Below are 26,212 nucleotides of genomic sequence, written 5' to 3' on the forward strand. Positions count from 1 at the left end.
CCTCGTCGCGCGTCGGGATCAGTCGTGGGCGATGGCGCCCAGCACGTTGATCCGGGCGGCCCGCACCGCCGGCAGCGCCGCCGCGACCACCCCCACGATCGCGGCGAGGCCCAGGAAGATCCCCATCTGCGTCCAGGGCAGCACCAGGTCGGTGATCCCCTCGTCGCGCAGCGCCTCGACCACGGCCGCGCCGAGGCCGGCGCCGACGACCACGCCGAGCAGCGCGCCGAACACCGAGATCACCACCGCCTCCACGGTGATCATCCGCATGGTCTGCGCCCGCCGCAGGCCGATGGCCCGCAGCAGCCCCAGCTCGCGGGTGCGCTCCAGCACCGACAGCGCCAGGGTGTTGATGATGCCGAGCACGGCGATCACGATGGCCAGCGCCAGCAGGATCTGGATCATCGTGAGCAGCCCGTCCAACTGGCCGGCCTGCTGCTCGATGAACGCCTCCCGGTCGGCCACCGACACCTCGGGGGAGTCGGCGAGCAGCGCCTCGATCTGCGGCTGCACGTCGGCCACCCGGGTGCCCGGCGCCAGCTGGATGAAGCCCTGGATCGGCTGCGGGATGGTGAAGTCGCGTGCCGCCTGCGCCGGCAGCACCACCGGGTTCGTCAGTTGGGAGCTGGCGTAGATGCCGGTCACCGTGTAGGTGCGCGCCTCGCCCCGCGAGGTCTGCACCGGCACCTTCGAGCCGACCGAGAGGCCGCGGGCCGTCGCCGTGTCCGAGCTGACCAGCATCGCGTCCGGCGCCAGCCGGTCGATGTCGCCGGCGGTGGGCTCGGCGCCGAAGATCTGCCGCAGCGCGGCGACGTCACTGCTGGCCGCCACCCAGGTGCGTTCGCCGCCGACCATCGCCAGGTCGCCGTACTCGCCGTCGACCAGGCGCACCCCGGGGATCGCGGCGGCCTTCTCCAGCACCGCCGGGTCGAAGCTCGGCGGGCGGGGGCCGCTCTGCGCCCCGGCGATCACCAGTTCCGCCTTCAGGCTGTCCTGGGCGAGCCCGCCGATGCTGCTCTTCGCCGAGTCCAGGATCACCGTCACCCCGGTGACCAGGGCGATGCCGACCATCAGCGCGGCGGCGGTGATGGCGGTGCGGCGCGGGTTGCGCCCCGAGTTGAGCCGTCCCAGCTTGCCCGGCACCGACCAGGCGAAGATCGCGCCGAGCAGGCTCACCACCGGCCGGCTGATCAGCGGCGTCAGCAGGGCCACGCCGATGAAGGCGAACAGCACCCCGCCGAGGATGGTGGCCAGGGTGCTGCCCCCGGCGTTGCCGGTGAGCCCGAGGGCCAGCAGCGCGCCGCCCACGGCCGTGACGATCGCCCCGGCCACGGTGATCTTGGTCAGCGGCCGGTCGGGGGTGGCCACGTCCTGCATCGCCGCGATCGGCGGGATCCGCGACGCCCGCAGCGCCGGCAGCAGCGCCGCCACCACGGTGATCACGAGGCCGACGGCGAACGCGCCGATGACGGCGGAGAGGGGTACGCCGATCCCCGCCAGGGTCAGCCCCCCGGCGAAGGTGCCGAACAGGTACGCCAGCAGCGCGCCGATGCCGATGCCCGCGCCGAGGCCCAGCACCGAGGCGACCAGCCCCACCGCGACGGCCTCCAGCACCACCGAGCCGATGATCTGGCGTCCGCTCGCCCCGACGGCGCGCATCAGCGCCAACTCCCGGGTGCGCTGCGCCACGATGATCGAGAAGGTGTTGAGGATCAGGAAGGTGCCCACCAGCAGCGCCACCGCCGCGAAGCCGAGCAGGATCCGGTTGAAGAAGGACAGCGCCTCCTTCAGGCCGGCCGCCGCGTCCTCCGACAGCTGCGCACCGGTCTTGACCTCGAAGTCGGCGCCCACCGCGGCGGCCACGGCGTCGCGCAGGGCCTCGTTCGACACCCCGTCGGCGGCGGTGACCGAGATGTTGCTGAAGGTGTCGGGCGCGCCGAGCATCAGCTTCTGCGCGACCGGCGTGGTGAACATGATCTCGTTGGCGCCGCCGATGGAGTCCCGGTCGCCGCTGTAGCCGAAGACGCCGACGATGGTGAACTCCTGCTTGGGCTGGAGGGTCAGCACGCCGACCCGGTCGCCGACCTTCACCTTGCCGGCCGTCGCGAGCGCCCGGTTGACGACGATCTCGTCGTCGGCCTGCGGGGCCCGACCCTCGCGCAGTCGCACCAGATCGCTCTCGCCGGTCCAGTTCTCGCCCAGCTGCGGCGGACCGAACGAGGCCACCACCTTGCCGTTGCTGCCGATCAGCCGCGCCCCGTCGACGCCGACCACGCCGGTGGCCTCGGCCACGCCCGGCACCGCCCGCACCCTGTCCAGGGTGGCCGCCGGCACCGGCGCGGCCACCACCGGCATGCCCTCTGCCTCGCTGCCGTCGATCTTCGGCTTGGCGGCGACGTTGACGTCCACCCCCTCGTACGCGTCGGCGAAGACCGCGTCGAAGGAGCGGCCGAGGGTGTCGGTGAGCACGAACGCGCCCGAGACGAACATGACGCCCAGCACCACGGCCAGGCCGGAGAGGATCAGCCGGACCTTGCGGGCCAGCAGGCTCTTGAGGGTCGCGCGGAACATCAGCGCCCCACCTCGGTGGGGGTGTCCAGCTTCTTCATGGTGTCCAGCACCGTCTCGGCGGTCGGCTCGATCAGCTCCGAGACGATCTGCCCGTCGGCGAGGAAGACCACCCGGTCGGCGTACGCGGCGGCGGTCGGGTCGTGGGTGACCATGACGATGGTCTGCCCGTGCTCGCGTACGGAGTTGCGCAGGAAGTTGAGCACCTCCGCGCCGGCCCGCGAGTCCAGGTTGCCCGTCGGCTCGTCGGCGAAGATCACCTCGGGGCGGGCGACCAGCGCGCGGGCGCACGCCACCCGCTGCTGCTGGCCGCCGGACAGCTGCGCCGGCCGGTGGTCCAGGCGGTCCCGCAGCCCGACCGTGGCGATCACGGTGTCGTACCAGGCCGGGTCCGGCCTGCGGCCGGCGATCGACAACGGCAGCAGGATGTTCTCCTTCGCCGTCAACGTCGGCAGCAGGTTGAACTGCTGGAAGATGAAGCCGACCTTGTCGCGGCGCAGCTTCGTCAGGCCCGCGTCGCCCAGCCCGGTGACCTTCGTGTCGCCGATCGACACCGTGCCCCGGGTCACCGAGTCCAGGCCCGCCAGGCAGTGCATCAACGTCGACTTGCCCGAGCCCGACGGCCCCATGATCGCCGTGAACCGGCCGCGCTCGAACTCCGCGCTGACCCCCCGCAGCGCGACGACCTGTGCCTCGCCGCTGCCGTACACCTTCCACACGTCGCTCGCCCGGGCCGCGGCCTGCGCCTGCTGGCCTACCGTCGCGGTCACGTCATCTACCTCTTCCGTCTGTCTTCGATCCGCGCCGCCCCCGTTGGTCCGGCACGGCAGTCCCATCATCTGTGCCCGCCCGCCGCGATCCGTCCGACTCCGGTCGGAGCCGGGGCGGATTTCGCGCTGCGGGTGCCCCCCACCGCCAACTCAGGGTTGCCCCTGAGCCGGCTGCCGGCCGAGGACCCTTCCCGCCGGCCCGGACCGATCCTGCACAGTGACGCCGCGTCAGGGTCAACCACGCGACGACCCCCGCGGTCACGGTAGGTGACGGCGACAACCGCGCCGTCGCGCGCGGCACCCTCGGCGGTACGCCCCACACGCCGTCGGCGACGAGGCGCTACGCGCGCGGGCGCACCAGACCCGACTCGTACGCCAGCACCACGGCCTGCACCCGGTCGCGCAGCCCGAGCTTCGTCAGCACGTGCCCGACGTGGGTCTTGATGGTGGTCTCGCTGACCGACAACGCCCGGGCGATCTCGGCGTTGGACAGCCCCCGGGCCACGTGCACGAGCACCTCCCGCTCGCGCTCGGTCAACGCGCTCAGCGTCCGCGGCGGCGCGGCCGCGGGATCGGGCAGCACGTCGGCGAAGCGGTCCAGCAGACGCCGCAGGATCCGCGGCGCCACCACCGCGTCCCCGGCGGCCACCGTGCGGATCGCGGCCACCAGGTCGTCGGCCGGCACGTCCTTGGCCAGGAAGCCGCTCGCCCCTGCCCGCAGCGCCCCCACCACGTACTCGTCCAGGTCGAAGGTGGTCAGGATCAGCACCCGCACCGGCAGGCGGGCGTCGACGATCGCCCGGGTCGCGGCGACCCCGTCCATCCGCGGCATCCGGATGTCCATCAGCACCACGTCGGGCAGCAGCCGGCGGGACAGCTCCACCGCCTCCAGGCCGTCGGCGGCCTCGGCCACGATGTCCAGGTCGTCCTCCGTGCCCAGCACCATCCGGAAGCCCGTACGCAGCAGCGGCTGGTCGTCGGCGAGCAGGATGCGTACCGGCCGTGCCGGTACCGTCGTGTCGGTCATCCGATTCCCCCGTCCCGATTCCCCGGTCACGCCGCCGCACCCCGCGGCTCCACCGGGATCCGCGCCGACACCCGGAAACCCCCGCCCGGGCGGGCCCCGGTGCGCAGGACACCACCGTAGAGGGCGACCCGCTCCCGCATGCCGACCAGGCCGTGCCCGATGCGGTCGCCGTCCGGCCCGGGGCCGCGCCCGGTGTCGGTGATCTCCACGTCGACCGTGCCCCCGTCGAAGCTCAGCAGCACCTGGGCGGTGGCCGCACCGGCGTGCTTGAGCGTGTTCGTCAGCGCCTCCTGGGTGATCCGGTAGAGGGTCAGCGCCACCCCCTCCTCCAGCACCGCCGGCGTGCCCTCCACCCGCAGGGCCACCGGCAGGCCGGCCTCGCGCACCTGCTCCACCAGCGCCTCGATGCCGGCGAGGCCCGGCTGGGGAGCCAGGTCGGCGGCCGGCTCGGCGTCGGTACGCAGCACGTCGAGCAGCCGGCGCATCTCCCGCAGCGTCTCCCGGCTGGTCTGCTCGATGGTGGCGATCGCCCCGTCGGCCGCCTCCGGGTCCTTCGGCAGTACGCGGCGCGCGCCCGTGGCCAGCACCCCCATCACGCTGACGTGGTGGGCGACGACGTCGTGCAGCTCCCGGGCGATGCGCCGGCGTTCGTCGGCGACGGCCCGCTCGGCCAGGGAGCGCTGGTTCTCCTCGGCCGCCCGGGCCCGCTCCCGCAGCGCCTCCGTCGAGGCCCGGCGGGCGTGCACGGCACGCCCCACCGAGTACGACACGACGCCGACCAGCAGGTTGTTCAGCACCAGGTAGGTGGGACTGACGTTGGCCAGCAACTCGTCTGGCGGCGGGGCGAGGACGCTGGTGACGCAGACCGGCACCCACAGCGCCAGCGCCGCCACGGCCGCCGTACGCGGTGGCCCGACGGTGGCCGCCGTGTAGGTGAGCACCATGAAGGTCATGCCCTGCGTGGCCGGCGCGGGGCCGAGCAGCAGGGGCACCGCCAGCGTCGCCACCGCCAGCGCGACCGCCGCCCACGGGGCCACCCGCCGCCACGCCACCGGCACGGCGCACACCACGCTCCAGCCCAGCGCCGCCAGCAGCCGCCCCGGCCAGAACTCGCGGGGAGTCAGCGCGGTGAGCACCACCTCCGCCACGACGAGCCCCCCGGCGAGGAGCGCGTCGGCGGCGAGGGGGTGCCGGCGCAGCCACGCCCGGGGGGCCGAAGTCATACCGCGACGCTATCCGCCAGCCCGCCCGATTGATCGTCGCCGACGGTGAGGTCGGCCTCCTCCCTCAGGAGGAGGGCCCCTCATCCCCGCCGGGCGCCGGCCGGGTGGGGCCTCGGGGTCACTCGTCGGCGCCCGGGGGCGTGGGGTGCGACCGGGCGTCACGCAGCGGATCCGGCGCCGCCAGGGTCGGAAACGGCGGCGGCGTGCCCCCGTAGGTCGGGCAGAGCGCCTGATGGCTGCACCAGTCGCACAGCCGGCTCGGCCGGGGGCGGAAGTCCTGCTGCGCGGTCGCCTGCTCGATGGCCCGCCACAATGCCACCACCGTGCGCTCGAAGCGCAGCAGCTCGTCGGCGTCGGGGGCGTAGTCGCAGACCTCCGCGTCCTTGAGGTAGAGCAGCCGCAGCACCCGGGGAACCACACCCCGGGTGCGCCAGAGCACCAGCGCGTAGAACTTGAGCTGGAACAACGCCCTGGCCTCGAACGCCTCCCGCGGCGCGCCGCCGGTCTTGTAGTCGACCACCCGCAGCGCCCCGTCGGGCGCCACGTCCAGCCGGTCGACGTAGCCCCGGATCAGCAACTCCTCGTCGACCACCGCCGAGATCAGGCTCTCCCGCTCGGCCGGCTCCAGCCGGCGCGGATCCTCCACCGCGAAGTAGCCCTCCAGCAGCGCGGCGGCGGAGCGGAGGAACTCGGCAGCGGCGGGGGAGTCGCCGTCGGCGAACAGCGCCGCCAGCTCCGGCTGCTCGGTGACCAACCGGTCCCACTGCGGGCCGACCAGGTCACCGGCCGCCGTCGGGGTGCGCCCGGTGGCCGGCAGGTCGAACAGCCGCTCCAGCACCGCGTGCACCAGCGTGCCCCGGGCCTGCTCGACCGTCGGCCGCTCGGGCAGCCGGTCGATGCTGCGGAACCGGTAGAGCAGCGGGCAGGTCTTGAAATCCGCCGCCCGCGACGGCGACAGCGAGGCCCGCACGGTCGCCGGGACGTCGGCCGGGGTCGAGGACTGCTGCGTGGTCACCGGTTGCGCCGTCATGCCCGAAGGTTAGGGCACCGGTGTGACACCACCACCGTCGCCGCACCGGCGCATGATCGCCTCGCCGCGCCGGCGCGTGGCCCCGTCGCCGCGCGGGCGCATGATCTCCGCCGCGTAGCATCGAGCCGATGGAGCAGACGAGGCGACCGCGCCGCCGGCCCGACGCGCGGGGCGGCCTGACCGTGGGCCGGGTGTGCGGGGTGCCGCTGCACCTCAACGGCTCGATGGTGCTGCTCACCCTGCTGGTGACCGTGCTGTACGCCGAGTTCGCCCGCCGCCAGCTCGACCTGTCCCAGCTCGCCGGCTACCTCATCGGCTTCGGCTTCGTGGTCTCCCTGCTCGGCTCCGTGCTCCTGCACGAGCTCGGCCACGCCCTCACCGCCCGCCGCTACGGCATCGGTGTGCGCGGGATCACCCTGGAGCTGCTCGGCGGCTACACCGAGATGGACCGCGACGCCCCGACACCGCGGATCGACCTGCTGGTGTCGCTCGCCGGCCCGGCCGTCTCCGCCGTGCTCGGCGCGCTCGCGGTCGCCGCCACCCTCGCCCTGCCCGACCGCACCCTGGCCAACCAGCTCGCGTTCCAGCTCGCCGTGAGCAACGTCATCGTCGCGCTGTTCAACAGCCTGCCCGGGCTGCCGCTCGACGGCGGCCGGGCGCTGCGGGCCGCGGTCTGGGCGGCGACCGGCGACCGGCACCGCGGCACCGAGGTCGCCGGCTGGGTGGGGCGCGCCGTCGCCGTCGGCACCGCCGCGCTGGTCGTCCTGCTCGCCCTCACCCGTGACCTGGCCCCACTGGCGCTGCCGCTGATGCTGCTCGTCGCGTTCACGCTGTGGCGCGGCGCCGGCCAGTCGATCCGGATGGCCCGGATCAGCCGACGCTTCCCGCTGATCGACCTGTCCCGGCTGGCCCGGCCCGTGTTCGCCGTGCCCACCGGCACGCCGCTGGCCGAGGCGCACCGCCGCCGCGCCGACGGGAACGCTCCCGGGGCCGCCCTCGTCGTCACCGACACCGCCGGACGGCCGATCGCCCTGGTCGACCCGGCCGCGGCGGAGGCCGTGCCCGCCGAACGCCGCCCGTGGCTGGCCGTCGACGCGGTCGCCCGCTCCCTGGCCAACCTGCCGACGATGCCGGTCGGGCTCGACGGGGAGCGTGTCATGGAGACCGTGCAGACCCACCCGGGCGCGCAGTACGTGGTGACCTCAGGCGAAGATGTCGTGGGCGTTCTGCACATCGCGGATCTGGCTCAGCTCCTCGAACCTCAACGGAAGATGAACACGTGACCGCAACTCCCCCCGCCGCCCCGGCCGACCCGGGCGTCCCGGTGCCCGCCGACACCCCGGCGCTGCCCCCCGTGCACCGTGGCCCGTTCCGGCCCGGCGACCGGGTGCAGCTGACCGACCCCAAGGGGCGGATGCACACGGTCACCCTGGAGCCGGGCAAGGCGTTCCACACCCACCGCGGCATCCTGGAGCACGACGCGCTCATCGGTCTGCCCGACGGCAGCGTGGTCACCACCACCGGCGGCGGCACCGCCTTCCTGGCCCTGCGCCCGCTGCTGTCGGACTACGTGCTCTCCATGCCGCGCGGCGCCCAGGTGATCTACCCGAAGGACTCCGCCCAGATCGTCGCCATGGGCGACATCTTCCCCGGGGCCAAGGTCCTGGAGGCCGGCGCCGGCTCCGGCGCGCTGTCCTGCTCGCTGCTGCGCGCGGTCGGCACCGGGGGCGAGCTGCACTCGTTCGAGGTGCGCGACGACTTCGCCCAGATCGCCCGGCGCAACGTCGAGGCGTTCTTCAACGGGCCGCACCCCGCCTGGCACCTGCACGTCGGCGACGTCGCCGGCTGCGCCGAGACCGGCTTCGACCGGATCATCCTCGACATGCTCACGCCGTGGGAGACCCTCGACATGGTCGAGCGGGCCCTCGTGCCCGGCGGCGTGTTCATCGGCTACGTGGCCACCACCCCGCAGCTGTCCGAGCTGGTCGAGGCGCTGCGCGAGCGCGGCGGCTGGACCGAGCCGCGGGCCTGGGAGTCGCTGGTGCGCGACTGGCACGCCGAGGGCCTGGCCGTGCGACCGGACCACCGCATGATCGCGCACACCGCCTTCCTGGTCTCCGCGCGTAAGCTCGCCCCCGGCGTCACCGCGCCGCCGCGGCGCCGCAAGCCCAGCAAGGGCGCCGAGGCGTACGCCGAACGCCGCCAGGCGCTGCGCGAGGCGGAGGCCGCACGGCAGGCCCGGCAGGCGGCGACCGAGGACGCGGAACGACCGTGACGGCGCGGCGGGGCGACGAGGAGTGAACGGACGGATCCCGCCCGTCGGCGCGTGCCGGCGGGCCGGGCACGGGGAGGTGGAATGAGCCAGCCCGGCTTCGGCGGGGGCGACCTGCCGGCGGTGTTCCCGGACTGGTCGCCCTACCAGGACCTCGAATCGGCGGCCCGGGCTTACCTGCGCGATCCCGACGTCGCGCTGGAGGCGCTCGGCGGGGTGCTGCGCGGCGCGTCGGTGCTCGGCTTCACCCTGGAACGCTTCGTCAACGAGGTCAACGGGGTGTGGCAGGAGGTCGTGGTCTGCGACGGCAGCCGGCTCGTCCTCTGGCACGGTGAGGACGTGCCGCCGGGGGAGGGGCCACCGGGGTCGATGACCTCGTCGCTGCGCGTGGTGCCGATCTCCACGGTGACCGAGGTCGGCTGCCGGCGCCGGCTGACCCGCGACGACGACGGCGGGATCCGGGTCGACAGCATCGACGTCTACCTGCTGCTCACCTCGCTCGACGAGGCCCCGCCCAGCGACGAGGCGGTGGGCGGGCCCCGGCACGACGCGCTGCGCTTCGGCAAGACCCTCGACGACGGCGGCGCGGGGCAGATCGCCCGGCTGGAGGAGTTCGCCCGCCTGGTCGCCTCGGTGGTCGGCCGCCCGATGCTCTGAGCCGTACGCCCGCGTCACCCCCCGGGGCGGCCGGGCGGTGCGGTCGTCCCCGAGGCCGGTCGTCCTTCGGTCCGGTCGACTTCCGGCCCGTCCGCGTCCTCCCGTGCCCGGCGGCGCGGGAGGACGCCGCCGTCAGTCCTCCTCGGCCTCCGGGCCGGCCACCTCGACGCCGTCGCTGCCGCGCACCACGTGGATGCACTCGCCCGGGCACTCCTTCGCCGAGTCGATGACCTCGAGGCGCAGGTGCTCCGGCACGTCGACCCGGCTGCCCGGCGCCGTCCGCAGCTCACCGTCGGAGCCCTTGACGTAGGCGAGCCCGTCGACGTCGAACTCGAAGACCTCGGGCGCGTACTGCACGCAGAGCCCGTCGCCCGTGCAGAGATCCTGGTCAACCCAGACCTGCAGCTGATCCGTCACGACCTCCGCCACGGCGCACCCCCCATGTTCTCCCGACCCACGCACCGACGGTACCCGAACGCCCGGACCGGCCCCCGGGGCCACCCTTCGCGATCAAGGTTCGGTGACGAGGGCGTTGCGTGGGACCGAATCGGCCTCATAGCGGCTAGTGTTAGGGCAGAACGTTCAAGCCCCCCGGGGAGGTGGGACGTGGCACGCAGCGACGACGCGGACTCGCGCGCCGCACGGTGGGAGAAGGAGGCCCACGATCTCTCCACGCAGGTCGCGTTCCTTCAAGAGGAACTCGCTCTGGTGCGGCGCAAGTTGACCGAAAGCCCCCGACACGTCCGGCAGCTCGAAGAGCGGCTGGCGGCCACCCAGGCACAGTTGGCGCGGCTGACCGAGAACAACGACCGGCTCGTGAGCACCCTCAAGGAGGCTCGCGCGCAGATCGTGACGCTCAAGGAGGAGATCGACCGCCTCGCGCAACCGCCGAGTGGTTACGGCGTCTTCCTCGCGCGGCACGATGACGGCACGGTGGATGTCTTCACCGGCGGACGCAAGCTCCGCGTCGCCGTCTCACCCTCGCTGGACGTCGCCGAGCTGCGGCGCGGCCAGGAGGTCCTGCTCAACGACGCACTCAACATCGTCGACGCGTTCGGTTTCGAGCGGGTCGGCGAGGTGGCGATGCTCAAGGAGATCCTCGCGGGTCCCGACGGCGCTCCGGGCGACCGGGCCCTGGTGGTCTCGCACTCCGACGAGGAGCGCATCGTGCACCTCGCCGACACCCTGATCGGCTCGCCGATCAGGGCCGGCGACTCGCTCATGATCGAGCCCCGCTCGGCGTACGCGTACGAGCGGATCCCGAAGAGCGAGGTCGAGGAACTGGTCCTGGAGGAGGTGCCCGACGTCGACTACACCGACATCGGTGGCCTCCACTCGCAGATCGAGCAGATCCGCGACGCGGTGGAACTGCCCTTCCTGCACGCCGACCTGTTCCGCGAGCACCAGCTCCGCCCGCCGAAGGGCATCCTGCTCTACGGTCCGCCCGGCTGCGGCAAGACGTTGATCGCCAAGGCGGTGGCCAACTCGCTGGCGAAGAAGATCGCCGAGCGGGAGGGCAAGGAGAAGCACACCAGCTTCTTCCTCAACATCAAGGGCCCGGAGCTGCTCAACAAGTACGTCGGCGAGACCGAGCGGCACATCCGGCTGATCTTCCAGCGGGCCCGCGAGAAGGCCGGCGAGGGCACCCCGGTGATCGTGTTCTTCGACGAGATGGACTCGATCTTCCGGACCCGCGGCTCCGGCGTCTCCTCCGACGTGGAGAACACCATCGTCCCGCAGCTGCTCAGCGAGATCGACGGCGTCGAGGGGCTCGAGAACGTCATCGTCATCGGCGCCTCCAACCGGGAAGACATGATCGACCCGGCGATCCTGCGCCCCGGCCGACTCGACGTGAAGATCAAGATCGAGCGGCCGGACGCCGAGGCGGCCAAGGACATCTTCTCCAAGTACATCCTCTCCGGGCTGCCGCTGCACCCGGACGACCTGGCCGAGCACGGCGGCGACCCCCAGGCCACCGTCGCGGCGATGATCGACGCGGTCGTGCTGCGGATGTATTCGGAGACCGAGGAGAACCGCTTCCTCGAGGTCACCTACGCCAACGGCGACAAGGAAGTCCTCTACTTCAAGGACTTCAACTCCGGCGCGATGATCCAGAACATCGTCGACCGGGGCAAGAAGATGGCCATCAAGGAGTTCCTCACCTCCGGACGCAAGGGCCTACGCCTCCAGCACCTCCTCGACGCCTGCGTCGACGAGTTCCGCGAGAACGAGGACCTGCCCAACACCACCAACCCCGACGACTGGGCCCGCATCTCCGGCAAGAAGGGCGAGCGGATCGTCTACATCCGCACGCTCGTCTCCGGCGGCAAGGGCACCGAGGCCGGGCGGTCCATCGAGACCGCCAGCAACACCGGCCAGTACCTCTGACGGACAACCGGCACGGGGCCCGTGACGCGACGCGTCACGGGCCCCGTGCCGTCCGTGCCCGCCTCAGTGCCCCGTCGCCCCGGTCCGCCGCGCCCCCTTCCGCCGCGCGGCCGACTACGCTCGACGTGACGGGGGACCGGGTCGGGCGAGCGAAGCGGGTAGGTCGATGAGCGTAAGACGGATCATGGGCACCGAGGTCGAGTACGGCATCTCCGTTCCCGGCCAGGCCGGGGCCAACCCCATGGTCACCTCCTCCCAGGTGGTCAACGCCTACGGGGCGCGCCCGGAACTCAACCGGGGCGGCCGCGCCCGCTGGGACTACGAGGAGGAGTCGCCGCTGCGGGACGCGCGCGGCTTCACCTACTCGGGCGCCGCCTACGACCCGGCCGAGGCACTCGCCGACGAGGACCTCGGGCTGGCCAACGTGATACTCACCAACGGGGCGCGGCTCTACGTCGACCACGCCCACCCGGAATACTCCACGCCCGAGGTGACCAACCCGCTGGACGTGGTGCGCTGGGACAAGGCGGGGGAGCGGGTGATGGCCGAGGCGGCCCGCCGCGCCGCCACCATCCCCGGCACCCAGCCGATCCACCTCTACAAGAACAACACCGACAACAAGGGTGCCAGCTACGGCTCGCACGAGAACTACCTGATGCGCCGGCAGACGCCGTTCGCCGACATCGTCGCGTACCTGACGCCGTTCTTCGTGACCCGGCAGATCGTCTGCGGCGCCGGGCGGGTCGGCATCGGCCAGGACGGCGGGCAGACGGGCTTCCAGATCTCCCAGCGTGCGGACTTCTTCGAGGTCGAGGTCGGGCTGGAGACCACCCTCAAGCGGCCGATCATCAACACCCGCGACGAGCCGCACGCCGACGCCGACAAGTACCGCCGGCTGCACGTCATCATCGGCGACGCGAACCTGTCGGAGATCTCCACGTACCTCAAGGTCGGCACCACGGCGCTGATCCTCACGATGATCGAGGAGAAGGCGCTCGGGCCCGACCTGGGCATCGCCGACCCGGTCAGCGAGTTGCGCGCCGTCAGCCACGACCCGTCCCTGACGCACCGGATGCGGCTGCGCGACGGGCGGCGGCTCACCGCCCTGGACGTGCAGTGGGCCTACTACGAGCGGGTCCGGTCCTTCGTGGACGACCGCTACGGCACCGACGCCGACGAGCAGACCCTCGACGTGCTCGCCCGCTGGGAGCGCGTGCTGGACAGGCTGGGCCGCGACGTCATGCTCTGCGCCGACGAGCTGGACTGGGTGGCCAAGCTGCGGCTGCTGGAGGGCTACCGGGAGCGCGAGCAGCTCGGCTGGGGCTCGCACAAGCTCCAGTTGGTCGACCTCCAGTACTCCGACGTCCGCCCGGAGAAGGGCCTCTACCACCGGCTGGTCTCCCGGGGCGCGATGAAGACGCTGCTCGACGACGAGCAGACGCGTACGGCGATGACCGAGCCGCCGGAGGACACCCGGGCCTACTTCCGCGGCCGATGCCTGGCCCAGTACGCCTCGGAGGTCGTCGCGGCGAGCTGGGATTCGGTGATCTTCGACGTCGGCCGGGAGTCGCTCGTGCGGGTGCCGATGATGGAGCCGGAGCGCGGCACCCGCAAGCACGTGGGCGCGCTCTTCGACCGCTGCTCCAGCGCTAAGGACCTGTTGGAGACCCTCACCGGCGGCTGAGGCGTCGTCGCCGATTGCCCGCCGTGTGCCGAAGCCGGCGCGCGGCGGGCTTTTCGTCGCCTGCGCGAGGTAAGTTGATCGCAGGGCGATCGTGGAGGAGGCAGCAATGGCCACTCGTGACAGCGGCGGGCAGTCGCAGTCGGGCAAGTCGCGTCAGGGCGAGGAGATCGAGGACGTCACCACCGAGGCGAACCCGGAGGTCGCCGAGCGGCACGCCGAGATCACCGAGGACGTCGACGACCTGCTCGACGAGATCGACTCCGTCCTGGAGGAGAACGCCGAGGAATTCGTGCGCGGTTACGTGCAGAAAGGGGGGGAGTGATGCCATATGTCCGATTCGCCTCGGCTGTCGGACAAGGTATGCCCCCAGTGTGACCGGTTGCTGCCCGCCGTCGAGTTCCATCGCAACCGGCGACGGGCGGACGGGCTCGCCTACTACTGCAAGTCGTGTGCGGCGGCTCGCTCGACGGCGAGCCGCCGCAGGCGTGGCATCGGGCCGCAGAAGCGGTCGGCCACCCCGGTCGGCGAAGGGCTCAAGTGGTGCCCGGACTGCGAGCAGATCAAGCCCGTCGACGAGTTTCACGCACCACCAAGAGCAGTGGCAGGCACAGCTACTGCAAGCCCTGCCACAACGCCAGGACCCGAGAGACCAAGCAGCGCCTGTACGGCGGGAACCGCGAGTACCACCTGCGGCGGCGCTACCGCATCGGCGAGAAGGAATTCCAGGAGCTCCTGGCCGAGCAGGGCGGGGTGCGCGCGATCTGTGGCACACCGGATCCCCAACATCTCGACCACGATCATCGCACCGGGTGGGTGCGCGAGATATTGTGCTTCAACTGCAACGGTGGTCTCGGCCAGTTCCGTGACGATCAGTCGCGGCTGGCGGAGGCGATCACATATCTGAGAGGAACCACGTGGCAGCGGGTTTTGATCCATCCGGGCGTCTACCAGATGTGTTCACCAACGCGGGGACGTCCTCCTTCACCTCGTTCCTGAGCAAGGTGGCCCCCGAGATGCTGCCCGGCCGCCGGCCCCTGCCGCCGGGTATGGCCGCCGACATGGCGCCGCACGCGACGACCATCGTGGCGATCTCGGCGGCCGGCGGCGTCGTGATGGCCGGCGACCGACGGGCCACCATGGGCAACCTGATCGCCCAGCGCGACATCGAGAAGGTGCACCCGGCCGACGCGTACTCCCTGGTCGGCATCGCCGGCACGGCGGGGATCGGCATCGAGCTGATGCGACTGTTCCAGGTGGAGCTGGAGCACTACGAGAAGATCGAGGGCGCGATGCTCTCGCTCGACGGCAAGGCCAACCGCCTCGCCTCGATGATCCGCGGCAACCTGGGCGCCGCGATGCAGGGTCTCGCGGTGATCCCGCTCTTCGCCGGGTTCGACCTGGCCGCGAAGGACCCGGCGCGTGCCGGGCGCATCTTCAGCTTCGACGTCACCGGCGGCCCCTACGAGGAGACCGGCTACGACGCGATCGGCTCCGGCTCGCTGTTCGCCCGGTCGGCGCTGAAGAAGCGCTTCCAGCCGGGGCTCTCCATCGACGAGGCGGTCCGGCTCGCGGTGGAGGCGCTCTACGACGCGGCCGACGACGACACCGCGACCGGCGGCCCGGACCTGATCCGACGGATCTACCCGGTGGTCATGACGGCGACGGCGGAGGGCACCCACCGGCTCACCGACGAGGAGATGTCGGCGATCGCCGAGAGCGTGGTCTCCGGCCGGATGGAGAACCCGGGCGGTTGATCCGCTCCCGCCCGCAGCAGTCAGCAGCCGTCAGCACCGCTCCCTAAGGAGAACCGCCGCCGTGGCCATGCAGTTCTACGCCTCGCCCGAGCAGATCATGCGCGACCGCTCCGAGCTGGCCCGCAAGGGCATCGCCCGGGGCCGCAGCGCAGTGGTCCTGAGCTACGAGGGTGGGGTGCTCTTCGTCGCCGAGAACCTCTCCAGCGCCCTGCACAAGGTCAGTGAGATCTACGACCGGATCGGCTTCGCCGCCGTCGGCCGCTACAACGAGTTCGAGAACCTGCGCCGTGCCGGGGTGCGGATGGCCGACCTGAACGGCCTGAGCTACGACCGGCGTGACGTCACCGGCCGGGCCCTCGCGAACGCGTTCGCGCAGACCCTGGGTGCCATCTTCACCGAGCAGTCGAAGCCGTTCGAGGTGGAGATCTGCGTGGCCGAGGTCGGCACCACCGCCGAGGACGACGAGCTCTACCGGCTCACGTACGACGGCTCCGTCAACGACGAGCCGGGCCGGATGGCCATGGGTGGGCAGGCCGAGGCGATCACCGGCGTGCTGAAGTCGCACCACCGTCCCGACATGTCGTTGGGCGAGGCGGTGAAGGTCGCGATGCAGGCGCTGAGCAGCGTCGGGGGAGAGGGCGGCGCCGCCCGTACCATCGCCGCCAACCAGCTGGAGGTGGCCGTCCTGGACCGGCGCCGGGTGGGGCGGACGTTCCGCCGGATCACCGGGGCCGCGCTGACCGCGCTGCTCGACGGCGACAAGGCCGAGGAGCCGGTGTCGGCCCGTCCGGAGACGCCCACCTCGCCGAGCCAGGAGGGGAAGAAGCCCACCACGTCGGCCGGCTCGGCGGACCTGGAGGGCCAGGAGGCCCCCGAGGCGTAGCGGAGGCACGTGCCGGGCGGGCGGTCGGGGCGTCGACACGCCCGAACGACCGCTCGCCCGGACCCGCGCCCGCCGCCCGACCCGTACTCCGCCTCGCCCGCGTTCCGCCCTCGGGCCGACAAGGAGTCGGCGATCCGGGCCTCACATGGTCCGCGCGGTCCGCCGTCCGCGCCGTCCTGGTGCGGATCTGCGCCCGGCCGGGTCGGCGACTGCCAGCGCCGGGTGTCCAAGGGGGTCTGCGCAGGCCGGTGTACGGGGCCTCCGCCGCCTCGGCGCCCTGCGCCCGGCCGTCCAGGTGCTTTCGGCGGTCAGCGTCCACCTGGGACGCCTGGGCGTACGGGAATCGGGAGCGAGCCCGCGCGATCGGCCGCGCGGCGGGCTCCCCGGGACGGCCGGCGGGCGCCCGGTGTGAGACGGGCGCGGTGTGCGCTGCCCATCTGGGGCCTCGGGCGGCTAATGTCTCATCATGGAGCGGCGAATCTTCGGCCTCGAGACCGAGTACGGCGTCACCTGCACCTACCGTGGGCAGCGGCGGCTGTCCCCCGACGAAGTCGCCCGGTACCTCTTCCGCCGCGTGGTGTCCTGGGGTCGGTCCAGCAACGTCTTCCTGCGCAACGGCGCCCGGCTCTACCTGGACGTCGGCTCGCACCCGGAGTACGCCACCCCCGAGTGCGACTCGGTGGTGGACCTGGTCGCGCACGACCGGGCCGGCGAACGGATCCTGGAGGGTCTGCTCGTCGACGCGGAGAAGCGGCTGCACGACGAGGGCATCGCGGGCGAGATCTACCTGTTCAAGAACAACACCGACTCGGCCGGCAACTCGTACGGCTGCCACGAGAACTACCTGGTGTCGCGGCACGGGGAGTTCGGCCGGCTGGCCGACGTCCTGATCCCGTTCCTGGTCACCCGGCAGCTGATCTGCGGGGCGGGCAAGGTGTTGCAGACGCCGCGCGGGGCGGTCTACTGCCTGTCGCAGCGGGCCGAGCACATCTGGGAGGGCGTCTCGTCGGCGACGACCCGCAGCCGGCCGATCATCAACACCCGCGACGAGCCGCACGCCGACGCGGAGCGCTACCGCCGGCTGCACGTCATCGTCGGCGACTCCAACATGAACGAGGTCACCACGCTGCTCAAGGTCGGTACCGCCGACATCGTGCTGCGGATGATCGAGTCGGGGGTGGTGATGCGTGACCTGACGCTGGAGAACCCGATCCGGGCGATCCGCGAGGTCTCGCACGACATCACGGGCCGGCGCAAGGTGCGGCTCTCCTCCGGCAAGGAGGTCAGCGCGCTGGAGATCCAGCAGGAATACCTGGCCAAGGCGACCGAGTTCGTGGAGCGGCGTGGCGGTGACCAGACCGCCAAGCGGGTGGTGGAGCTGTGGGGCCGGGTGCTGCGCGCGGTGGAGACCGGCGACCTGGAGCCGGTGTCGCGCGAGATCGACTGGGTGACGAAGCTGCGGCTCATCGAGCGCTACCAGCGCAAGCACGACCTGCCGCTGTCGCACCCGCGGGTGGCCCAGCTGGACCTCGCCTACCACGACCTGCGTCGCGGCCGGGGCCTCTACGGGCTGCTGGAGCGGCGCGGGGAGGTGGACCGGGTGGCGACTGACCCGGAGATCTTCGAGGCCAAGGAGACGCCGCCGCAGACGACGCGGGCCCGCCTGCGCGGGGAGTTCATCCGGCACGCCCAGGAGAAGCGGCGCGACTTCACCGTCGACTGGGTGCATCTGAAGCTCAACGACCAGGCGCAGCGCACCGTGCTCTGCAAGGACCCGTTCCGGGCGTACGACGAGCGGGTGGAGCGGCTGATCGCCAGCATGTGACGCCGACGCCGGCCCGGGGTGGTGCTGAGCGCCGTCCGGGCCGGGGCCGGTAGGCTGACCGCGCGATGACGACTTCCGAACCTCCCGAGCGCGGCCGCCAGCGGCAGAACTGGGCCGAGCGCCGCCGCGAGAAGATCCGCGCCGAGATCGAGCGCAACCGGCGCGGCGAGTACACGGTGCCCACCTGGGTGCTGGCGCTCGCGCTGGTGCTGATCGTGGGCGCCTGGCTGGCCCTGATCTTCCTGGTCTGAGCCGCTGCCGGCGCGGCGACGCCGACACCCTGCGGTAGCCGACCGGGCACGGCTGCGGGCCCGTGGTCGTACCGGCGCGGCGACGCCGCAATCTCGAAGTTGTGCGCCCCCGTTGGAACTGCAACCGTGGTGCCGTTCGGCGTTTCCGGTGACCGGCCGCGCACGCCGCGTGGTGGCGACAGGGAGGGTGGCGGCATGGCACACATCGACCTTGGTCTCGACGAGCGGGCACATCCGGGCATCAACGGTCCGATGCGGTTCCGCCCCGAGACGGCCAAGCCGCTCAACGAGCTCGCGGAGACGCTGCTGCGCGCCCCGCACCCGACGCTGACGCCCGGCGAGCGGGAGCTGATCGCGGCGTACGTGTCGGGGCTCAACGAGTGCCGGTTCTGCTGCGCGTCGCACTCGGCGTTCGCGGCGGCGCAGCTCCCCTCGGGCATGCGGCTGGTCGACCAGGTGCGCGCCGATCCGGCGACCGCCGAGGTCAGCGACAAGCTGCGGGCGCTGCTGGAGATCGCCGGCGCGGTGCAGCGCAGCGGCCGTGACGTGACGGCGGAGCTGGTCAAGGCCGCCCGGGTCGCCGGCGCGACGGATCTGGAGATCCACGACACGGTCCTGATCGCGGCGGCGTTCTGCATGTTCAACCGGTACGTCGACGGGCTGGGCACGCTGGCCCCGGAGGACCCGGGGGTCTACGAGCGGACCGCCGAGCACATCGTGCGCTACGGCTACGGCACGAGCTGACCGCAGCGCCGTCGGGCCCGCCCCGGCGCGCCGTCGAGGCCGGTCCGTCGGGCGATCGGCCCGCCGTCGAGCCGCCCGCCCCCGCGCGCGCGTGGAGCAGCGTCGCGGGCGGGGGCGTCGGGCAGCTCAGGTCAGCAGGCGCGCGGCGTGCCGGCCGGCCGCGGCGGCGGCCAGGAAGTAGGCGTGGTCGGCGTCGAGACCCCGGCCCATGGTGGACAGTCCGACGGGCGCGGCCCGCAGCGCGGCGTCGAGCCCGTCGGTCGGCACCCGGACGAGGGTGTGCCGCGCCGCCAGCGGCGCCAGCGCCGCGTCCACCTCGCCGGCCAGCGCCGGGGCCAGGCCGTCGGGCACCACCAGTTCGGCGGGGGCGAGGGCCACCCGGCCGTACGCGGTGAGGCTGTGGTGCGACACGCCCCGGTGCCGGGGCCGGGGGTCGGCGTCGGAGATCCGCAGCGAGCCGACCGGGCGCCCGCCCAGCGTGGCGACGGCGTTGACGGCCTCGCCGACGGCCACCCCCGAGAAGCCCCACCGGGTGCCGGTGCCCAGGTTGCCCGGCCCCTGGGCGACGATCGCGACGTCGGCGCCCAGGACGTGCCGGGCGGCCAGCAACCCGCTGTGCACGGTGCCCGCCTCCAGGTCCCCGCCGAAGGACTGGCCGACGGTGACCGTGCCGACGAGGTGCTCGCGCAGCCCGGCGAGGGTGCGGGAGAACCAGGCCGGCAGGGCGCCGCCGTCGGTCAGCAGGTACGCCACCCGGGCGGCGGGGGCGTCGGCGTGGATGCCGGCCAGGATCGCCGGTAGTGCGGAGTGCAGGTCGGCGGTGACGACGGGCAGGCCGGCCAGGTCGTCGGCGGCGGCCATGACCTCCCGGTGCGGCGAGGCCTCCTCGTCGACGCCGAGCAGGATCGGCTGCAACGGGGTGTAGCGGGCCTTGACCAGGTGGCCGGCGTCGCGACTGTCGAGGGCCTGCGGTGGGTCCGGTGGCAGCCGGTCGGGCAGCGCGACGACCAGGGCGTACCCGCCGGTGCCGAGGCCCATCAGCAGCGCGCCGGCGTTGAGCAGGACCCGGTCGCCGGGCTCGGGCCGGCCGACGAGCGCGGGATAGGCCAGGGCCCGTACGGTGGCGCCGTCGGGCAGGTCGACGTCCAGTTCCACCGCCCCGGTCCACTGCCGCCGCAGCGCCGTCACCGTTCCCGACCGCCATCGCACCATGCCCGGCACGCTAGCGTCGCCGTCCGCCCCGGGCGCGCCCGGGGCGGGTCAGCCGCCGGAGCCGTCCGACTCCCGCTCGTCGCCGGCCCGCCGCCCGGCGCACGGCGGGGCCGGCCGGTCGCGACGCGCCCCACGTCCTGCCCGCGTGGGTGCACGGGCGCGGCGCGTGGGCTGCTAGCGTCTACCGCGTGTCGCGGACCCGCACCGAACGCCTGGTCAACCTGGTTATCTGCCTGCTGTCCACGCGACGGTTCCTGACCGCCGCGCAGATCGCCGCGACCGTGCCCGGCTACGAGCACGATCCGGACGACGCGCGTGACCACGAGGCCTTCCAGCGCAAGTTCGAGCGGGACAAGGCCGAGCTGCGTGAGCTGGGCGTGCCGCTGGAGACCGGGACGGCCAGCGTCTTCGACGCGGAGCCCGGCTACCGGATCGCCCACCGGGAGTACGCGCTGCCCGACATCCCCCTCGAACCGGACGAGGCCGCCGCCGTCGGCATTGCCGCCCGGCTGTGGCAGCACGCCGGCCTGGCCGCCGCCGCCTCCTCGGGGCTGGCGAAGCTGCGGGCCGCCGGCGTCGACGTGGATCCGCAGGCCACGCTGGGCCTGGAGCCAATGGTGACGGTGGACCCGGCGTTCGCGCCGCTCACCGCGGCCGCCAGGGACCGGCGCGAGGTCAGCTTCGACTACCGGGTCCCCGACCGCGACGACCCGACCCGTCGCCGCCTCCAGCCGTGGGGCGTGGTCTGCTGGCGGGGCCGCTGGTACGTGGTCGGGCACGACCTCGACCGCGCGGCGACGCGCTGCTTCCGGCTGTCCCGGGTGGTCGGCACGGTCCGGGCGACCGGCGCCCCGGGGGGCTACGAGCCGCCGGCCGGGGTCGACCTGATCAGCCACGTGGCCCGTTGGTCGGGGCCGGCGGAACGCACCGGGCGGGCCACCGTGCTGGTCGCCGCCGGGCGCGCCGCCGGGCTGCGCCGCTGGGCGGTCGGCGTCACCGCCGGGCCCGACGGCGACCGGCTGGTGCTGCCGTACGCCGACGCGGACGTCCTCGCCGGGCAGCTCGTCGGCTACGGTCCGGACGTGCGGGTGCTCGATCCCCCCGAGGTGCGTGACGCGGTGATCCAGCGACTCAAGGAGATCGCCGCGCGGCACGAGGACCTCGCGGTCGCCGGGGGTGTCCGGTGACCCGCCCGGCCGCCCGGGGCGGCTCCCGCGCTTCGGCCGACCGGCTGGCCCGGCTGCTGAACCTGGTGCCCTACCTGCTGGCCCGGCCCGGCATCGAGCTAGCCGAGGCGGCGGGGGACCTGGGCGTCACCGAGCGGCAGCTGCGCGAGGACCTGGAGTTGCTGTGGGTGTGCGGGTTGCCCGGCTACGGCCCGGGTGACCTGATCGACATGGCCTTCGACGGCGACCGGGTGACGATCACCTACGACGCCGGCATCGACCGGCCGCTGCGGCTCACCCCCGACGAGGCCCTCGCGTTGGTGGTGGCGCTGCGGATGCTCGCCGAGACGCCCGGGGTGACCAACCGGGAGGCCGTCGAGCGGGCCCTCGCGAAGATCGAGCACGCGGCCGGTGACCTGGTGGCGGCACCGGTCGAGGTCCGGCTGCCCGCCGACACCCGGCGGGTGGAGGAGCTGCGGTCGGCCGTCGAGAGCGGCCGGGCGCTGCGCATCACCTACTACACGGCCGCGCGGGACGAGACCACCGAGCGGGTCGTCGATCCGCTGCGCATGCTCATGGTCGGCGGGCGGGCCTACGTGGAGGCGTGGTGCCGCCGGGCGGAGGCGGTGCGGCTGTTCCGGGCCGACCGCATCGACGCGGTCACCGAGCTGGACGAGCGGGCCGTCGTGCCGCCGCAGGCCCGCCCGCACGACCTCACCGAAGGCGTGTTCCGCCCGTCGCCCGACCTGCCGCTGATCACCCTGCGCATCGGCCGGGGCGAGCGGTGGCTCACCGAGTACTACCCGTGCGAGCGGGTCGAGGCCGGTGATGGCGACCACTGGCTGGTGTCGCTGCGGGTCACCGACCTGGGCTGGGCCCGCCGCTTCGTGCTGGGCCTGGGTCCGGACGTGGCGGTGGTCGCGCCGGTCGAGCTGGCCGAGCAGGTCCGGGCCGCGGCGGTCGCGGCCCTCGACGCGTACGCCTCGCCGGCGCCGGCCGCACCGCGCGGGCCGGCGGGCGTCGTGGCCACGGCGCGGGCGGTGTCGCCGGCCGACCCGGCGGTGCCCGCGGGCACCCAGTAGGCTGGCCGCCGTGGTGAAGTGGATCGTGCTCGCGGTGGTGCTGTTCGCGCTCGTCGTGTTCGTCCTGGCCCTGCGGCCGGTGCTGGCGCGGCTGCCCCGACTGCGTCGCGCGGCCGTGGCCCTGCAACGCCGGGCGGGTGAGGCGGAGGCGCTGCGGGCGACCGCCGAGACCCTCCAGGCGCGGGCGGAGGCCCTCCAGGAGCAGCTCGACACCGCCCAGCGGCGGATGGCCGTGATCAAGGCGAAACGCGGCGGCTGATCGGTCGGTGCCCGGTTCCTGCGCGAAGCGGCCCGGTTGCACGCAGGAACGATCCGGCGGCAGGTGGTTGACGGGACGCTCCGTGTTGGTCAAGACTTCACCGGCCGGGACGAACCACCACCACCCGGCGGGTGGCAACGGCCGTCGGCGCACGTACGATGGGCTGCGGTACACCCCTCACGACGACACAGAGCGACTGGAGCTTCCCATGGGTGCCCTCAAGCCGTGGCACATCGCCGTACTCGTGGTCGTGCTGATCCTGCTCTTCGGCGCGAAGCGGCTCCCCGACGCGGCCCGTTCGCTGGGCCGGTCGCTGCGGATCATCAAGGCCGAGACCAAGAGCCTGCACGACGACGACCGCGACCTCGCGGAGAAGGCCGACGCGCAGTCCGGCTACCAGCCGCTCCCGCCGCAGACCGTCCAGGGCCAGCCGTACGCGCCGCCGCCCGCCGGCCAGCAGCCCCACGTCACCCCGCAGCAGCAGCCGTACGCACCCCCGGTCAACGACCCGGCGCAGCGCGTCCGCGACAACTGACCGAAGGGCCCGAGACCCGTGGCCTTCGCCCTCAAGAAGCGCGGCCCGAGCAACTTCGAGCGGGCCGCCGACGGCTCGATGACGCTCATCGAGCACATCCGCGAGCTGCGCACCCGGTTGTTCCGCGCCTCCCTGGCCATCGCGTTCGGGCTGATCATCGGCTTCGTGCTCGCGCAGCCCGCGTTCGACCTGCTCAAGCAGCCATACTGCCGGCTGCCCGGCATGGTCGTCGACGGTGAGTGCCAGAACTTCCTCCAGCTCGCGCCGACCGACGGCTTCGTCCTCAAGCTGAAGCTGGCGCTCTGGATCGGGTTGATCATCGGCGCGCCGGTTTGGCTCTACCAGCTCTGGGCGTTCATCGCGCCCGGCCTGCACCGGCACGAGCGCAAGTGGGCGTACGTCTTCGTGGCGATCGCGGCGCCCCTGTTCGCCGCTGGCGCGGTGCTGGCCTTCCTCGTGGTGGACAAGGGCCTGGCCTTCCTGCTGGAGGCCGGTGTCACCGGCACCGACTCGCAGCTGGAGGTGACCCGCTACATCTCGTTCGTCACGAACATGATCCTGCTCTTCGGGGTGGCGTTCGAGTTCCCCCTCACCCTGCTGATGCTCAACTTCACCGGGGTGGTGAGCGCCCGCCGGCTGCTCAGCTGGTGGCGGGCGGTGGTCTTCATCTGCTTCGCGTTCGCGGCGGTGGCCACGCCCGACCCCGGCCCGTTCGGCATGACCCTGCTGGCGCTCTGCCTGTCGCTGCTCTACTTCGTCGCCGTGGGGGTGGCGTTCATCAACGACAAGCGCAAGGGACGCGGCAAGGAGATCTACGCCGGCATCGACGACGACGAGGTCTCGCCGCTGACGCTCGACCCCGAGCCGGTGGAGGCCGGGCAGCGGGTGGACGCGAGCGCGCCGATCACCGCCCCGGAGCCGGTCGCCGCGCCGGCACCGATCGACCGCCGCTACGACGACATGACCTGACCGCCGGTCGTCCTCGTGCCGCACGGAACAAGCCCTCCCTCGCCGGGGGGCTTGTTCCGTTGGCGCCCTTAACGCATGCCGCGCCAGCCGTCAGCCCGCAGTCGGCAATCCGTCACGAGGCATCCACGAGCTGCAATCGGGTAAGCAGATCTTTACGATGTGTCGACGTGCCTGACGAGGGAGGTCGCTGTCCAGTGCGTCGCCCGACGTTTCGTCGTCCACCCGTGGCCGGGGTCGAGACCACTTCCCGGCCACGGGGGTGCGGCGTGTCCGTCGCCCGGTCCGCCGTGCGCTCGACGAGGACTGACGGCGGGCCGCTGCTCGCCCCTGGCGACCGGTCTCCCGGGGTGAGTGCCCGCCCCGGCTGAGTCCCGGCGGCCCACCCGCGCGGTCGTCCGGCCCCTCCGGCCGCATCCCGGTGCGCCGGGCCGCCCGAACGCCCCTGACCGTCCGATCGCCGTCTGCCGCGCCACTTGATCCAGCCGTTCCCTCCGGCCGGCCTGCCGGGTCCCGTCCACGGGACCGATCGCCGCCCCCGCACCCCAGATCGGAGCTAACGCGTTGATCCGCGTCGTCGTTGTCGAGGAGATGGGACTGCTGCGCACCGCCCTGTGCGCGGCACTGTCGAGCGAGGAGGACATCGAGGTCGCCGCCGAGGTGACCGGGGTGGAGGACCTGCCCGCCCTGGTGCGTCGGCACCGGCCGGACGTGGTGCTGGTGGACCTGGCGCCGGACGCCCCGCACCCGGTCCAGGTCGTCGCCCACATCACCGATGCCATGCCCGACACCGCCGTGCTCGCCATGGGGCGGCGGTGGAGCCAGCAGCTCATCGGGGACCTGCTGGCCGCCGGCGTACGGGGCCTGGTCGGCAAGGACGCCTCGCTGGAGGCGCTGGTCGGCGCCGTACGGGAGCTCGCGGCCGGCGGGAAGGTCATCGACGCGGACGCCGCCGTGACGGCGCTACGGCCCGCGTCGAGCCCGCTGACGCGCCGCGAGGTGGAGGTGCTGCGCGTCGCCGCGGAGGGCCTGCCGCTCAAGGAGATCGCCCGTCGGCTCTACCTGGCGCACGGGACGGTACGCAACCATCTGTCGGCGGTCATGCGCAAGACCGGCGCGCGCAACCGGATGGAGGCGGTGTGGCGCGCCCGACGCGACGGCTGGCTGTAGCGGGCCGCCCCGGCCCGGGCGCCAGCGTCGCCGCGTCCTTCGTCCGGCTTGGACGGTCGCCGCGCTCGCCGAGCGGAGAGCGCCGTGCCGTGTTTGAATTCTGACGGTCCGTGATCTGTCTGACGACGTTTCCGGAGGATCGACGGTGATCCGTACGCTGCTCGCTCTCGACGGTGCCCTGGTCCGTGGCGCACTGTCGCTCGTCCTCGCCGCCGAGGCGGACATCAGCGTGGTGGCCGAACTGGACCGGGGCGACGACCTGCCGCCGGCGGTCCGAACGCAGCGTCCCGACGTCGCGGTCGTGGACCTCGACCTCATCGGCGATGCGGGGGTGGCGGGGAGGTGCCCGCTGCTGGTGCTGGCCGACCGACGCCGGGCACGCAGCCTGCACCGGGTCTTCGTGCCGGGGCGCACCGTCGGGATCCTCGGTAGCGACGTCTCCCCGCACCGGGTGGTGGACGGCATCCGGCGGCTGGCCCGCAGCGAGTCGGTGGTCGACGCCGACCTGGTGATGGCGGCACTGGGCCGCGACAGCCCGCTCACCTCGCGGGAGACCGAGATCCTCGACCTGACCGCGGCCGGGGCGCCGGTCGTGGAGGTCGCCCGGACGCTCGGGCTCGCCCCGGGGACCGTACGCAACCACCTGGGCCGGATCGCCCGCAAGGCGGGCGCGCGCACGAGGGTGGAGGCCGTGCGGGTCGCCCGCGAGGCCGGCTGGATCTGACGACCGCCCCGGCACCCGCGAC

Annotated in this window: 26 protein-coding genes; 19 read left to right on the top strand and 7 right to left on the bottom strand. The window is 73.2% G+C overall.

Annotation, left to right across the window (positions count from 1 at the left end; translation table 11 throughout):
- Nucleotides 1-18: 18 nt before the first annotated feature.
- From CLT72_RS05450 to CLT72_RS05470, 5 genes are all read right to left on the bottom strand, one after another.
- Nucleotides 19-2,571, bottom strand: coding sequence for an ABC transporter permease (locus CLT72_RS05450; protein WP_101409799.1), 2,553 nt, complete (start codon nucleotides 2,569-2,571; stop codon nucleotides 19-21).
- The gene (locus CLT72_RS05455) at nucleotides 2,571-3,338 is read right to left on the bottom strand and encodes an ABC transporter ATP-binding protein (protein ID WP_101409800.1); all 768 of its coding nucleotides are present in this window, start codon (nucleotides 3,336-3,338) and stop codon (nucleotides 2,571-2,573) included. Before CLT72_RS05455 ends, CLT72_RS05450 begins: the two co-directional genes overlap by 1 nt.
- A 340-nt stretch (nucleotides 3,339-3,678) precedes the next feature.
- Nucleotides 3,679-4,365, bottom strand: a complete 687-nt coding sequence (locus CLT72_RS05460) for a response regulator (protein WP_089000447.1) — start codon at nucleotides 4,363-4,365, stop codon at nucleotides 3,679-3,681.
- 26 nt (nucleotides 4,366-4,391) lie between these two features.
- A complete protein-coding gene (locus CLT72_RS05465) occupies nucleotides 4,392-5,588 on the bottom strand; it encodes a sensor histidine kinase (RefSeq protein WP_101409801.1) in 1,197 nt (398 codons plus the stop codon).
- Between the two features lie 118 nt (nucleotides 5,589-5,706).
- A complete protein-coding gene (locus CLT72_RS05470; RefSeq protein ID WP_101409802.1) occupies nucleotides 5,707-6,618 on the bottom strand; it encodes a RecB family exonuclease in 912 nt (303 codons plus the stop codon).
- A 224-nt stretch (nucleotides 6,619-6,842) separates the two neighbouring features.
- Here CLT72_RS05470 and CLT72_RS05475 point away from each other — a divergent pair, with 224 nt between their 5' ends.
- The 3 genes from CLT72_RS05475 (at nucleotide 6,843) to CLT72_RS05485 (ending at nucleotide 9,547) form a co-directional block, all read left to right on the top strand.
- Nucleotides 6,843-7,901: a M50 family metallopeptidase gene (locus tag CLT72_RS05475; RefSeq protein ID WP_486484362.1), complete on the top strand. Its 1,059-nt coding sequence runs from the start codon at nucleotides 6,843-6,845 to the stop codon at nucleotides 7,899-7,901.
- On the top strand, nucleotides 7,898-8,893 hold the full coding sequence (locus tag CLT72_RS05480) for a tRNA (adenine-N1)-methyltransferase (protein ID WP_101409804.1): 996 nt from the start codon (nucleotides 7,898-7,900) through the stop codon (nucleotides 8,891-8,893). The genes CLT72_RS05475 and CLT72_RS05480 overlap by 4 nt, the downstream gene beginning before the upstream one ends.
- 81 nt (nucleotides 8,894-8,974) lie before the next feature.
- Nucleotides 8,975-9,547, top strand: coding sequence for a hypothetical protein (locus CLT72_RS05485; protein WP_101409805.1), 573 nt, complete (start codon nucleotides 8,975-8,977; stop codon nucleotides 9,545-9,547).
- Nucleotides 9,548-9,679: 132 nt separating this feature from the next.
- Here the strand turns inward: CLT72_RS05485 and CLT72_RS05490 are convergent, their stop codons facing one another.
- Nucleotides 9,680-9,976 carry a ferredoxin gene (locus CLT72_RS05490; protein WP_089000442.1) on the bottom strand — a complete coding sequence of 99 codons (297 nt, stop codon included), beginning with the start codon at nucleotides 9,974-9,976 and terminating at the stop codon, nucleotides 9,680-9,682.
- Between the two features lie 177 nt (nucleotides 9,977-10,153).
- Between CLT72_RS05490 and arc the strand changes: the two genes are divergently transcribed.
- The 9 genes from arc (at nucleotide 10,154) to CLT72_RS05535 (ending at nucleotide 19,076) form a co-directional block, all read left to right on the top strand.
- Complete coding sequence (gene arc / locus CLT72_RS05495; RefSeq protein WP_089000441.1) at nucleotides 10,154-11,935, top strand: proteasome ATPase; 1,782 nt, start codon at nucleotides 10,154-10,156, stop codon at nucleotides 11,933-11,935.
- A 166-nt stretch (nucleotides 11,936-12,101) separates the two neighbouring features.
- A complete protein-coding gene (dop, locus tag CLT72_RS05500; protein WP_101409806.1) occupies nucleotides 12,102-13,619 on the top strand; it encodes a depupylase/deamidase Dop in 1,518 nt (505 codons plus the stop codon).
- A 106-nt stretch (nucleotides 13,620-13,725) separates the two neighbouring features.
- Nucleotides 13,726-13,941, top strand: a complete 216-nt coding sequence (locus CLT72_RS05505) for a ubiquitin-like protein Pup (protein ID WP_088993750.1) — start codon at nucleotides 13,726-13,728, stop codon at nucleotides 13,939-13,941.
- 215 nt (nucleotides 13,942-14,156) lie between these two features.
- Complete coding sequence (locus CLT72_RS05510) at nucleotides 14,157-14,615, top strand: endonuclease VII domain-containing protein (protein ID WP_486484187.1); 459 nt, start codon at nucleotides 14,157-14,159, stop codon at nucleotides 14,613-14,615.
- Nucleotides 14,534-15,373: a proteasome subunit beta gene (gene prcB / locus CLT72_RS05515; protein ID WP_172896527.1), complete on the top strand. Its 840-nt coding sequence runs from the start codon at nucleotides 14,534-14,536 to the stop codon at nucleotides 15,371-15,373. Before CLT72_RS05510 ends, prcB begins: the two co-directional genes overlap by 82 nt.
- A gap of 61 nt (nucleotides 15,374-15,434) precedes the next feature.
- Entirely contained in the window at nucleotides 15,435-16,256 is an 822-nt protein-coding gene (prcA, locus tag CLT72_RS05520) for a proteasome subunit alpha (protein WP_101409807.1), read from the top strand.
- 466 nt (nucleotides 16,257-16,722) lie between these two features.
- Entirely contained in the window at nucleotides 16,723-18,081 is a 1,359-nt protein-coding gene (gene pafA / locus CLT72_RS05525) for a Pup--protein ligase (RefSeq protein ID WP_089000437.1), read from the top strand.
- A gap of 65 nt (nucleotides 18,082-18,146) precedes the next feature.
- Entirely contained in the window at nucleotides 18,147-18,332 is a 186-nt protein-coding gene (locus CLT72_RS05530; RefSeq protein ID WP_101409808.1) for a hypothetical protein, read from the top strand.
- A gap of 195 nt (nucleotides 18,333-18,527) precedes the next feature.
- On the top strand, nucleotides 18,528-19,076 hold the full coding sequence (locus CLT72_RS05535; protein ID WP_089000435.1) for a carboxymuconolactone decarboxylase family protein: 549 nt from the start codon (nucleotides 18,528-18,530) through the stop codon (nucleotides 19,074-19,076).
- Nucleotides 19,077-19,202: 126 nt separating this feature from the next.
- Here CLT72_RS05535 and CLT72_RS05540 read toward each other — a convergent pair whose 3' ends face one another.
- Nucleotides 19,203-20,288 carry a DUF3866 family protein gene (locus tag CLT72_RS05540; protein WP_101409809.1) on the bottom strand — a complete coding sequence of 362 codons (1,086 nt, stop codon included), beginning with the start codon at nucleotides 20,286-20,288 and terminating at the stop codon, nucleotides 19,203-19,205.
- A gap of 188 nt (nucleotides 20,289-20,476) precedes the next feature.
- Here CLT72_RS05540 and CLT72_RS05545 point away from each other — a divergent pair, with 188 nt between their 5' ends.
- The 7 genes from CLT72_RS05545 (at nucleotide 20,477) to CLT72_RS05575 (ending at nucleotide 26,190) form a co-directional block, all read left to right on the top strand.
- On the top strand, nucleotides 20,477-21,475 hold the full coding sequence (locus tag CLT72_RS05545; protein WP_101409810.1) for a helix-turn-helix transcriptional regulator: 999 nt from the start codon (nucleotides 20,477-20,479) through the stop codon (nucleotides 21,473-21,475).
- Nucleotides 21,472-22,536, top strand: a complete 1,065-nt coding sequence (locus CLT72_RS05550) for a helix-turn-helix transcriptional regulator (protein ID WP_101409811.1) — start codon at nucleotides 21,472-21,474, stop codon at nucleotides 22,534-22,536. The genes CLT72_RS05545 and CLT72_RS05550 overlap by 4 nt, the downstream gene beginning before the upstream one ends.
- A gap of 10 nt (nucleotides 22,537-22,546) precedes the next feature.
- Entirely contained in the window at nucleotides 22,547-22,795 is a 249-nt protein-coding gene (locus tag CLT72_RS05555) for a hypothetical protein (protein WP_101409812.1), read from the top strand.
- A 208-nt stretch (nucleotides 22,796-23,003) separates the two neighbouring features.
- Entirely contained in the window at nucleotides 23,004-23,330 is a 327-nt protein-coding gene (gene tatA, locus CLT72_RS05560; protein WP_101409813.1) for a Sec-independent protein translocase subunit TatA, read from the top strand.
- A gap of 18 nt (nucleotides 23,331-23,348) precedes the next feature.
- Complete coding sequence (gene tatC, locus CLT72_RS05565; RefSeq protein WP_101409814.1) at nucleotides 23,349-24,299, top strand: twin-arginine translocase subunit TatC; 951 nt, start codon at nucleotides 23,349-23,351, stop codon at nucleotides 24,297-24,299.
- Nucleotides 24,300-24,860: 561 nt separating this feature from the next.
- Complete coding sequence (locus CLT72_RS05570) at nucleotides 24,861-25,466, top strand: response regulator transcription factor (protein WP_231926109.1); 606 nt, start codon at nucleotides 24,861-24,863, stop codon at nucleotides 25,464-25,466.
- A 145-nt stretch (nucleotides 25,467-25,611) separates the two neighbouring features.
- Complete coding sequence (locus CLT72_RS05575; RefSeq protein WP_101409815.1) at nucleotides 25,612-26,190, top strand: response regulator transcription factor; 579 nt, start codon at nucleotides 25,612-25,614, stop codon at nucleotides 26,188-26,190.
- Nucleotides 26,191-26,212 lie beyond the last annotated feature (22 nt).

The sequence above is a fragment of the Micromonospora sp. CNZ309 genome (genome assembly GCF_002846525.1).